This window comes from Streptomyces sp. MK7, from assembly GCF_032658145.1.
Classification (GTDB): Bacteria; Actinomycetota; Actinomycetes; order Streptomycetales; family Streptomycetaceae; genus Streptomyces; species Streptomyces spiralis.
This window is the reverse complement of record NZ_JAVACL010000030.1, coordinates 98,476-109,269: the sequence shown is the minus strand read 5'-3', so window position 1 is coordinate 109,269 and position 10,794 is coordinate 98,476. Positions and strand designations below refer to the sequence as shown.

The following is a 10,794-nucleotide window of genomic DNA, read 5'->3' as shown; positions in this document are numbered from 1 at the left end:
ACGCGTGCAGCGGTGCCGCACCCAGCGCTACGGCGCCCGGCGCCGGCGCACCTCGCCCCCTCGCTCAGGCCCCGCCGCGCAGCCGAGGTGCGTGCCGCGCCGCGTCCACGGTCCCCGCCGACCCGCTCTCCACGGCGTTCTCCACGGCGTCCGCCAACTCCCGTGCCCAGCCGGCGAGCCCGGCCGCGTCCATGCCGTGGGGTTCGCGCACGCCGGTGCCCGTCACCCACTCCTCCACCGCGCCGGCCCCGCGCCGCAGCAGCCGGGCGCCGCCGGTGGCATTGCCGCGGGCGGCGTGAGTGAGCCCGACCGCCAGCTGGGCCAGCCCCCGCCACAGGGCGCGCTCCTCCTCGGGTCCGGACTTCCAGGCGTCCTCGAAGACCTCGTGCGCGTGGAACGGCTTGCCCTCGTCCAGCAGCGCCTGCGCCTCGGCGACCGTCTCCTCCGGAGTGCGCACGACTCCCTCGGGCTGCCGCGGCACGCCGCCGGCGCCGTAGGGCAGGGGCCGTCCCAGCCCGTCCCGCGGCCGGGCGTTGCGTGCCCGCCCCGCACTGTCCCGGTCCCGCGCGTCGGCGGTCCGGCCGGAGGAGGAGGTGTCGCTCATACGCCGATTCTCCCCCGAACCCGTGCCCTCTTCGGCACGGCCCCCGACGTGCGGTAAAGTGACGTTCGCGCGATCACGCGGGTCACCGTGGGTCAGCGCGACGGGACGTGGCGCAGCTTGGTAGCGCACTTGACTGGGGGTCAAGGGGTCGCAGGTTCAAATCCTGTCGTCCCGACTCGCGAGAGTCGCGTCTCAGGGTCGTTTCGGAGTCATCCGGGACGGCCCTTTCGCATGTCGGCGAGCGGGCGGCCTGATCCGGTCACGCCCGTCCCGGAGCCCGTCCGGGATGTGCTTCCTTCGCGTCCTTCGCGCCCTCCCCGTCCTCGCCCTCGCCGTCGGGGAACGTGGGCCTGTGGTCGCCGGTCGCGATCTTGGCCGCCATCTCGGCGAGCTGCCCGCAGGCTCGCGCGATCTCGCGCTGGGCCTGGTTCCGCTCGCCGACGACCGTGCCGAGCAGCAGTGCGGTCAGCGCGGTGGAGCCGTTGAACGCCTGTAGCGCGATCATGTCGGTGAGCAGGTCGTGACCGGCGAACGGGCCTGATCTCTCGGTAGCGGCGACGATCGCGAAGGTGGACACGGCCAGCGCGCAGGGCGCGGTCCCGGCCAGCTGGAAGCGGAAGGCGGCCCAGATCAGCAGCGGGAAGCCGAGGAACAACAGCGGCGTGTTGCCGGCCTCGAGGAAACCGACGCCGATCGTGGCCGCCAGAAGCAGCAGCGCCTCCCCCCACCGGGACGGCGGCACGCCCCTCGGCAGGCGTGCCGAGCGGAGCACGAGCAGGACCGGCGTGACCACCAGCACGCCCATCGCGTCGCCGGTCCACCAGACCGACCACGTCGGCCAGAAGTCGGCGGTGCTCAGCACACCGGCCAGGGCCAGGGCCCCGCTGCCCGTGGTCGCGCTGACCAGCATCCCGGTGAACGCACCGAGGAAGATCAGTGCCAGCGCGTCCCACAGCCGGTCCAGCTCCGCCCGGAACCCCGTACGGCGGAGCAGCGCATAGGAGCAGAGGGGCGCCAGGGTGTTTCCCGCCGTGATCGCGAGCACGGCCGGGAGCGACGGTCCCAGCGAGACGTTGACCAGGAACGCGCCCAGCGCGATCCCGGGCCAGACCCGCGGGCCGCGCAGGAGCAGGCTCGCCAGTGCGATGCCGCTGGGCGGCCACAGCGGGGTGACCTGGCCCCGCACCAGCTGCTGGAGCAGTCCCAGCTTGGCCGAACCGAGATACAGCGCGGCGACGGCACAGATCTCCAGGACGGTCATGCCACCGCGCCGGAGCTGTTCACGCCGCGCGACAGACATCGGGCGACCTCCGTGTCACATCGCCCCGTGACCCATCATCCGCCGGATCCCCTGGATCCTCCACGGCACCGTCGCGCATCGAGCGCCGGACCGGCACCCGCGCGGAGGGGGCTCCGGCCCGGCGTCGGCAGGGAGCCAGGGGCCGGTGCTCAGGCGTGCGGGGTGCGCAGGGCGAGGATGGCCATGTCGTCGTGACCGTCGCTGGGGTGGTGATCGGCCAGAACCCGCACGAGGTCCGTGAGGGGCAGGGCGGCGTGCGCCACGGCGAGATCGGCGAGCTCCTCCAGACTCCTGTCGATGGGGTGGCCGGGATTCTCGATCAGCCCGTCGGTGAAGAAGACCACGGTGGCGTCCGGAGGCAGGAAGCGGGAGTGGTCCGGGCGGGGCAGTCCGGTGTCGACGCCGAGCGGCAGTCCGGGCTCGCCGAGCAGGTAGACCGCTCGGCGTTCGGGGGTGAGCAGCAGGGGCGGGACGTGACCGGCGGTGCTCCAGCAGAGCCGCCACCCCGGTCCCTCCGGCTCGATGCGGGCCAGGGCGGTGGTCGTGACGCGGTTGTTCGCGATGGTCTCCAGGCTCCGGTCGAGCTGGGTGAGGACCGCGCCGGGCGGCCGGCTCCGGTCGAGCACCAGAGCGCGCAGCATGTTGCGGGTGGCGGCCATGGCGGCCGCGGCCTGAAGGTCGTGGCCGACCACGTCGCCGATGACGACCACCACCACGTTGCCCGGCAGGGGAATGGCGTCGTACCAGTCCCCGCCGAGCTGACTGGGCTCGGCGGCGGGCCGGTAGATGGCCGCGGCGGTGAAGGGCCACAGGTCGGGCAGTGTGGGCAGCAGCAGTCGCTGGAACTGCTCGGCTCCGACGCGGATCCGCTCGAACAGGCGAACGCGCTCGATCGCGATGCCGGCGGCGCCGGCCAGGGCGATGACCACGTTCTCGTCGTGCAGGTCGAACGGCTGCCCGTCGTCCCGCTCGGAGAGGTAGAGGTCGCCGTAGATCTCGCCGCGGACGCTGATCGCGACGCCGAGCAGAGTGTGCAGACGCGGGTGGCCCGTCGGGAACCCGGCGGAGGACGGATGGGCCCGGATGTCGGCGAGCCGCAGGGGCTGGGGGCAGCGGATCAGATGCCCGAGGACACCCAGTCCACGAGGCAGTCCCACCCCGGCCAGGGCATCGCGTTCCTGCTCGGACAGACCGGCCGTGACGAACTCCTCCAGGCGTTCGCCGGACTCGTCGAGGACGCCCAGGGCGCCGTAGCGGGCGCCGACCAGGTCCATGGCGGTGGTCACGATACGGTGCAGCACCGCGGGCAGCTCCACCTCGCGGCTGATGGCCACCACCGCCTCCAGCAGGCCCTGCAGCCGGTCCATGGAGGACAGCAGGGCGCGCAGCTGCTCGTCGATCCGGCCCAGCTCGGAACGCAGTCGCAGGTGCAGGTCGGGCACGTGCGCAGGCCTCGGCCGTCGCCCTTCCTTTCCGGCCACCATCACGAGCGCCCGGTGTCCGGTTGCGCGCGGTGCGACCGAGTCGGCGTGACCGGCCACGTCGCCGGGTCCGCTCTCCGGTCACGAGGGCTCCGCCCGCCCTCACATGAGCGGTACATCGCAACCTCCTACGCCCCTAGCGGCTGCCCTCTCTTCGATTGTGGCATCGGCGCCCGTCTCCGCAGCCGGCGCCCGTCTCCGCAGCCCGGATGTCCCGCCGTGACGGCGCGGTCCGTGCTCAGGGCCGTACCAGCAGCCGGAAGTCGAAGGCGTAGCACGAGGCCCGGTACACGTGGGTGCCGTACTCGACGGGTCGGCCGGTGTCGGCGTAGGCCGTGCGGCGCATGGTGAGCAGGGCCGCGCCCTCCTGCTCGTCCAGGCGGGCGGCCTCCTCGGGGGTGGCCGCGCGGGCGCCGACGGTCTGGCGGGCGCTGTGCAGGGTGATGCCCGCCGCGCGCATCATGCGGTACAGGCCCGTCGACTCCAGCCGGGCGGTGTCGAGTTCGAGCAGGTCCGGGGGCAGGAAGTTGCACAGGAACGCCACCGGCCGGCCGTACGTGAACCGCAGCCGCTCCAGCACCGCGACCTCGCCGCCCTCGGGCAGGCCGAGGGCGGCGGCGACGTCGGCACCGGCGGGCACCGACTCGTTGCGCAGCACCCGTGTCGTGGGAACCTGCCCGGCCGTCTCCAGGTCGTCGTAGAGGCTGCTGAGTTCCAGGGGGCGCTTGACCTGGCTGTGCACCACCTGGGTGCCCACACCGCGCCGCCGGACCAGCAGGCCCTTGTCGACCAGGGACTGGATGGCCTGGCGGACCGTGGGGCGGGACAGGCCGAGCCGCGCGGACAGGTCGACCTCGTTGCCCAGGAGGTTCCCCGGAGTCAGGGTCCCCCGCTCGATCGCCGCCTCCAGCTGCTGGGCGAACTGGTGGTACAGCGGCACCGGACTGGACCGGTCCAGGACGAAGTCCAGGTCATCGAGCGTGGAGCCGGTCGCGCCACGGCCACGGTCACCGGTCGTCGCCACGGTGGCACCCCCTTCGGGTCGGGTCGGCGTCGGATCGGCCTGTGGCCGTCGCTCCGTCACAGGTGGCGGCGGCGCCGCGCCGCCTCGCGGTCGTAGCGTTCGCGGGCCAGGACGGCGGGCTCGCGGCCGGCCACCTCGGCCACCGGCACGTCCCACCAGGCCTCGGCCGGAGGCGCGGTCGGGGCCGGGTCGGTCTCGACGTACACGCAGGTCGGGCGGTCGGAGGCGCGGGCCGCGCGCAGTGCCTCGCGCAGCTCGCCGACCGTCTTGGCGCGCAGCACGTCCATGCCGAGGCTGCCGGCGTTGGCGGCGAGGTCGACCGGGAGCGGGGCGCCGGTGAAGGAGCCGTCGGCGGCGCGGTGGCGGTAGGCGGTGCCGAAGCGTTCGGCGCCCACCGACTCCGACAGGCCGCCGATCGAGGCGTATCCGTGGTTCTGGACCAGGACCACGTTGACCGGCAGGCCCTCCTGGACGGCGGTGACGATCTCCGTCGGCATCATCAGATACGTGCCGTCGCCGACAAGCGCCCACACCGGTGTGTCCGGCGCGGCCTGCTGCACGCCGACGGCGGCGGGGATCTCGTAGCCCATGCAGGAGTAGCCGTACTCCAGGTGGTACTGGCGCGGGGAGCGGGCCCGCCACAGTTTGTGCAGGTCGCCCGGGAGCGAACCGGCCGCGTTGATCACCACGTCCTCGTCGCCGACCACCGTGTCCAGCGCGCCCAGCACCTGGGTCTGGGTCGGTACGGCGCTGTCGTCGTCCGAGCGGAGCGCCGCCTCCACCACCCGCCCCCAGCGCTCCTTCCCCGCGCGGTACTCGGCCTCGTAGGCGGCGTCGACGCGGTGCCCGGCGAGCGCCTCGGTGAGCGCGGTCAGGCCCGCGCGGGCGTCGCAGACGAGTGTGGTGGCCGCCAGCTTGTGGGCGTCGAACGCGGTGATGTTGAGGTTGACGAAGCGGACGCCGGGGTTCTGGAAGAGGGTGCCGGAGGCGGTGGTGAAGTCGGTGTGCCGGGTGCCGACGCCGACGACCAGGTCGGCGGTGCGCGCGAGGTGGTCGGCCACCGCGGTGCCGGTGTGCCCGATGCCGCCGGCGTCGGCCGGATGGTCGTGGCGCAGCGAGCCCTTGCCGGCCTGGGTGGAGGCGACCGGGATGCCGGTGGCGTCCGCCAGCGCCCTCAGCGCGTCCTCGGCCGCGCTGTGGTGGACGCCGCCCCCGGCGACGATCAGCGGGCGGGACGCGGACCTGATCGCGTCCGCCGCGGCGGCGAGTTCGGCCGGGTCGGGAGCGGGCCGCCGTACCCGCCACACCCGCTCGGCGAAGAACTCCCCGGGCCAGTCGAAGGCCTCCGCCTGCACGTCCTGCGGAAGCGCGAGCGTGACCGCGCCCGTCTCGGCGGGGTCGGTGAGGACCCGCATCGCGTTCAGCGCGGAGGCGATCAAGGCCTCCGGCCGGGTGATCCGGTCGAAGTAGCGGGACACCGGGCGCAGGGTGTCGTTGACCGACACGTCCGCCTCGACGGGGTGCTCCAGCTGCTGGAGCAGCGGGTCGGCGGGGTGCGCGGCGAAGTAGTCGCCGGGCAGCAGCAGCACCGGCAGGCGGTTGATCGTGGCCAGCGCGGCGCCCGTGACGAGGTTGGTGGCACCGGGGCCGATGGACGTGGTGACCGCCTGCGTGGACAGCCGGCCCCGGTGACGGGCGTATCCGACCGCCGCGTGCACCATCGCCTGCTCGTTGCGGCCCTGGTGGTACGGCATGACGTCCGCGTGTTCGACCAGTGCCTGGCCGATGCCCGCCACGTTGCCGTGGCCGAAGATGCCCCAGGTGCCGGCGATCAGCCGCTGTCGTACCCCGTCCCGCTCGGTGTACTGGACGGCGAGGAACCGCACCAGGGCCTGGGCGGTCGTCAGACGGTGGGTGGGGGTGCTCATCAGGACCTCTCCGGTGCCGTGTAGAGGGGGAGACGGGGGTCGACGGGCTGCTCGGGCCAGGTGGAGCGGATCCAGGCGTGGTCCGGGTGGTCGCGGATCAGCCAGGCGCGTTCGTCGTCGGGGCCCGCCATGACGTTGAGGTAGTACATGTGGTGGCCGGGCACGGCCATGGACGGCCCGTGCCAGCCGTCGGGGATCAGAACGGCGTCGCCGTCGCGCACCTCGGCCAGGACGTCCGTGTCGTGGCCCGGACCGGACGGCGAGACCCGCTGGTAGCCGAGGCCGGGCGTGGTGCCGTGGGCGGCGAACTCGAAGTAGTAGATCTCCTCCAGGACCGACTCCTCGCCCGGCCGGTGCTCGTCGTGTTTGTGCGGCGGGAAGGAGGACCAGTTGCCGCCGGGGGTGATCACCTCCACGGCGATCAGCCGGTCGCAGTCGAAGACCCCGGCGGCCGCGAAGTTGTTGACCTGCCGGGAGCAGTTGCCGGTGCCGCGCAGCTCCACCGGCACCCCGGAGGCCGGTGCGTGGCGGGCGGGCAGGCGGCGGGTGCAGTGGGCGCCGGTCAGCGCGAACCGTCCGCCGCCGGCGGAGGTGACGGTCGTACGGGCGTCCCGCGGGACGTAGGCGAAGTCGCTGACGCCGCTGAACACATCGGCGCGGCCGGTGAGTTCGAACGTGTCGTGGCCGATGTCGTCGGCGCAGTCGACCGTGCAGCCGCCGCTCAGCGGCAGCACGATCCACTCGCTCTCGCCGGTGTCGAAGGTGTGCGAGCCGCCGGGTGCGAGCTCCAGGACACGCAGGCCGGAGTATCCCCAGCCGGCGGACTCGGGGGTGACGTGGACGGCGTAGGGGCCGTCGGCGGCCTTGCCCGCGGGGAGGTGGTGGGGGCTGGTCGGGCTGGTCATGCGGTGCGTTGCCTCCTTGTCACGACGGGACCGGCGGGGGCTCGGTCACGACGGTGCCGGTCACGGCTCGCCACGGGCTCGCGACGGGCTTCGGTCACAGCAGGCCCACCGCCGTGTCGACCGCGTCCTCCACCCTGCCGTCCGCCGGGTACAGAAGGGAGCGGCCGACGACCATGCCCTGCACGGTGGGCAGCCTCAGGGCCTTGCGCCAGCGCTCGTAGGCGCCCTCCTGGTCGTCGCCGACCTCCCCGCCGAGCAGTACGGCGGGCAGTGTCGAGGTCTGTAGGACCTCGGCCATGTCGTCCGGGTCCTCGGTGACCGGCAGCTTCAGCCAGGTGTAGGCGGAGGTGCCGCCCAGGCCCGAGGCGATGGCGATGGAGCGGGTGACGGCCTCGGCCGACAGGTCGTTGCGGACCCTGCCGCCGGCGCGCCGGGAGATGAACGGCTCGACGAACACCGGAAGGCGCAGCCCGGCCATCTCGTCGATGACGCGGGCCGTGGACTCCAGGGTGGCCAGCGAGCCGGGATCGTCGTAGTCGATGCGCAGCAGCAGTTTGCCCGCGTCGAAGCGGAGCCGCGCGATGTCGCGGGGGCGGTGGCCGGTGAAGCGGTCGTCCATCTCGAAGGACGCGCCCGCCAGGCCGCCGCGGTTCATGGAGCCCATGACCACCTTGTTGTCGAGCACCCCGAGGAGCAGCAGGTCCTCCAGTATGTCGGCGGTGGCGAGCACCCCGTCGACGCCGGGCCGGGACAGTGCCACGCACAGGCGCCGGAGCAGATCGGCGCGGTTGGCCATGGCGAGCCGGCGGTCGCCCACGGCGAGCGCGCCGCGCGCGGGATGGTCGGCGGCCACGATCATCAGCCGCCCGCTGTCGCCGAACAGCGGTCGCCGCACCCGGCGGGCGGCGGCCTCGGCGACGGCCTCGGGGTGCCGGGCTCTGACCGCGGTGAGGTCGGGGATGCTGACGCTCAAGTGATGGCTCCGTTCAGGATGTGGCTCGCGCGGGAGGCCGTCGGCGCCGGGCAGGGCGGCAGGGCGCCGCACCGACCGGGCGGACGTCTCCGCCCCCGACAGGGGTACGCCGGAGCGTGGCGGGTAGAGATCGACTTCGATGCGGCCGATCGTGATCGGTTACGGGGACGGGGCGGGCGGGGCGGACGCGACCGGCTCCGGGTCCCGGGGCCTGCCGCCTCCCAGGTGTAGGACCCGCGGGGCCTCACTGTCAATAGTTTGTACTTACATTCGGACCTGAGCGTGAAAGGATGTCTTGACAAAGTTATTGACAGAGGGCGCGGCAGGGGATTGGATCCCGTCCCAACACACCAGCCGAACAGCCGGCCGGCCGTGCCGCCCAGGCGGCAGGCGCTCGGCCACATTCCGGAACCGGTCCCCCCGGCTCCGGTGCCCCGGATCCTCCCGATCCCCCCTTTCCCCTCGTCGCACAGTGAGGTGCCGGAAAGATGGACCGCTCTTCTCGCTCCCGCAGACTCCTCCCCGTCGTGGCCGTCGCCGCGGCGGCGGCCCTGACCCTCGCCGGCTGCTCCAGCGGCTCGGGCGGAAAGAAGGCCACGGAGGGCGGGGGCGCCGCCTCCGCGGGCAAGGCCACCACGCCCCGGATGACGGTCGCGCTGGTCACGCACCAGGCGCCCGGCGACACGTTCTGGGACATCGTCCGCAAGGGCGCGGAGGCCGCCGCCGCCAAGGACAACATCAAGCTCGTCTACTCCGCCGACCCCAACGCCGGCAACCAGGCCAACTACGTACAGAACGCCATCGACCAGAAGGTCGACGGCATCGCGGTCACCCTCGCCAAGCCGGACGCGCTCAAGAGCGTCGTCGGCAAGGCGGTCGGCGCCGGCATACCCGTGGTCGGCCTCAACTCGGGCCTGAGCGACTGGAAGAAGCTCGGGCTGATGGAGTTCTTCGGGCAGGACGAGACCGTGGCGGGCGAGGCGTTCGGCAACAAGCTGAACGAGGTCGGCGCCAAGAAGGCCGTCTGCGTGATCCAGGAGCAGGGCAACATCGGACTGACCCAGCGCTGCGACGGCGTGAAGAAGACGTTCAAGGGCACCACCGAGATCCTGTACGTCAACGGCACCGACATGCCGTCCGTGAAGTCCACCATCACCGCCAAGCTGAAGCAGGACAGGGGCATCGACTACGTCGTCACCCTGGGCGCCCCGTTCGCCCTGACCGCGGTGCAGTCGGTGGGCGACGCGGGCAGCAAGGCGAAGATCGCGACCTTCGACCTCAACAAGGAACTGACCGGCGCCATCAAGAAGGGCGACATCCAGTTCGCCGTCGACCAGCAGCCCTACCTCCAGGGCTACCTCGCGGTCGACTCCCTGTGGCTGTACAAGAACAACGGCAACTACAGCGGCGGCGGTGTGCAGCCGGTGCTGACCGGCCCCGCCTTCGTCGACAAGGCCAACGTCGACAAGGTCGCCGAGTTCGCCGCGAAGGGCACCAGGTGATCGACATGTCCCAGCAGGCCGTGCCGGCGGTGGGCACACCGCCGGCTCCCGGCGGCAAGCAGACCGACGGCCGTACGGTCCGGCGCTCACCGGTCCTGCGGCTGCTGGCCCGCCCCGAGGTCGGTGTCTTCCTCGGCGCCGTCGCCGTCCTCGTCTTCTTCCTGGCCGCCGCGCCCTCGGTCCGCCAGGGCGGTTCGATGGCGACGATCCTCTACCAGTCGTCCACCATCGGCATCATGGCCCTGCCCGTGGCCCTGCTGATGATCGGCGGCGAGTTCGACCTGTCCGCGGGTGTCGCCGTGATCACCTCGGCGCTGACCGCGAGCATGCTCAGCTACCAGCTCACCATGAACGTGTGGACCGGCGTGATCGTCGCCCTCGTCCTCTCCCTGGCCATCGGCGCGTTCAACGGCTGGATGCTGGTGAAGACCGGGCTGCCGAGCTTCCTGGTCACCCTCGGCACCTTCCTGATCCTCCAGGGCGTCAACCTGGCCGTCACCAAACTGGTCACCGGGAACGTGGCCACCGACGACATCAGCGACATGGACGGCTTCGGCCAGGCCAAGGCCGTCTTCGCCTCCTCCTTCGACGTCGGCGGGGTCCAGGTGAAGATCACCGTGGTGTGGTGGCTGGTCTTCGCGGCGCTCGCCACCTGGGTGCTGCTGCGCACCAAGTACGGCAACTGGATCTTCGCCGTCGGCGGCAACAAGGACAGCGCCCGAGCCGTCGGCGTCCCGGTGACGTTCACCAAGATCTCGCTGTTCATGCTGGTCGGCTTCGGGGCCTGGTTCGTCGGCATGCACCAGCTGTTCTCCTTCAACACCGTGCAGTCGGGCGAGGGTGTCGGAAACGAACTGATCTACATCGCCGCCGCGGTGATCGGCGGCTGCCTGCTGACCGGCGGCTACGGCTCGGCGATCGGCCCGGTCTTCGGCGCGTTCATGTTCGGCATGGTCAACCAGGGCATCGTCTACGCCGGCTGGAACCCCGACTGGTTCAAGGCCTTCCTCGGCGTGATGCTGCTCGGCGCCGTACTGATCAATCTGTGGGTCCGGCGCACGGCGACCCGGAGGTGAC

The 10,794-nt window shown here is 72.4% G+C and carries 9 protein-coding genes and 1 tRNA gene; 3 read left to right on the top strand and 7 right to left on the bottom strand.

All coding sequences use genetic code 11. The features are described 5' to 3' along the window. Positions 1-64: 64 nt before the first annotated feature. Positions 65-604 (bottom strand): DUF309 domain-containing protein, encoded by a 540-nt coding sequence (locus R2S09_RS27745; protein WP_306188981.1) that lies wholly within the window; start codon positions 602-604, stop codon positions 65-67. Between the two features lie 101 nt (positions 605-705). Between R2S09_RS27745 and R2S09_RS27740 the strand changes: the two genes are divergently transcribed. Continuing rightward, a tRNA-Pro gene (locus R2S09_RS27740) sits at positions 706-779 on the top strand. Between the two features lie 84 nt (positions 780-863). Here the strand turns inward: R2S09_RS27740 and R2S09_RS27735 are convergent. From R2S09_RS27735 to R2S09_RS27710, 6 genes are all read right to left on the bottom strand, one after another. Further along, the gene (locus R2S09_RS27735) at positions 864-1,904 is read right to left on the bottom strand and encodes an MASE1 domain-containing protein (RefSeq protein WP_316743958.1); all 1,041 of its coding nucleotides are present in this window, start codon (positions 1,902-1,904) and stop codon (positions 864-866) included. A 149-nt stretch (positions 1,905-2,053) separates the two neighbouring features. Beyond that, positions 2,054-3,388, bottom strand: coding sequence for a PP2C family protein-serine/threonine phosphatase (locus R2S09_RS27730; RefSeq protein WP_399144807.1), 1,335 nt, complete (start codon positions 3,386-3,388; stop codon positions 2,054-2,056). Between the two features lie 235 nt (positions 3,389-3,623). Beyond that, a complete protein-coding gene (locus R2S09_RS27725; RefSeq protein ID WP_316743955.1) occupies positions 3,624-4,409 on the bottom strand; it encodes a GntR family transcriptional regulator in 786 nt (261 codons plus the stop codon). A gap of 56 nt (positions 4,410-4,465) precedes the next feature. Then, on the bottom strand, positions 4,466-6,337 hold the full coding sequence (iolD, locus tag R2S09_RS27720; protein WP_316743954.1) for a 3D-(3,5/4)-trihydroxycyclohexane-1,2-dione acylhydrolase (decyclizing): 1,872 nt from the start codon (positions 6,335-6,337) through the stop codon (positions 4,466-4,468). Next, positions 6,337-7,242 carry a 5-deoxy-glucuronate isomerase gene (gene iolB / locus R2S09_RS27715; RefSeq protein ID WP_316743952.1) on the bottom strand — a complete coding sequence of 302 codons (906 nt, stop codon included), beginning with the start codon at positions 7,240-7,242 and terminating at the stop codon, positions 6,337-6,339. Before iolB ends, iolD begins: the two co-directional genes overlap by 1 nt. 94 nt (positions 7,243-7,336) lie before the next feature. Next, positions 7,337-8,215 (bottom strand): deoxyribose-phosphate aldolase, encoded by an 879-nt coding sequence (locus R2S09_RS27710; protein WP_316743950.1) that lies wholly within the window; start codon positions 8,213-8,215, stop codon positions 7,337-7,339. Between the two features lie 488 nt (positions 8,216-8,703). On the opposite strand from R2S09_RS27710, the gene R2S09_RS27705 reads away from it, so the two are divergent. Then, positions 8,704-9,717 carry a sugar ABC transporter substrate-binding protein gene (locus tag R2S09_RS27705; RefSeq protein WP_316743949.1) on the top strand — a complete coding sequence of 338 codons (1,014 nt, stop codon included), beginning with the start codon at positions 8,704-8,706 and terminating at the stop codon, positions 9,715-9,717. Continuing rightward, positions 9,717-10,793 carry an ABC transporter permease gene (locus R2S09_RS27700; RefSeq protein WP_306189055.1) on the top strand — a complete coding sequence of 359 codons (1,077 nt, stop codon included), beginning with the start codon at positions 9,717-9,719 and terminating at the stop codon, positions 10,791-10,793. Before R2S09_RS27705 ends, R2S09_RS27700 begins: the two co-directional genes overlap by 1 nt. The last annotated feature ends 1 nt before the right edge of the window (position 10,794 follow it).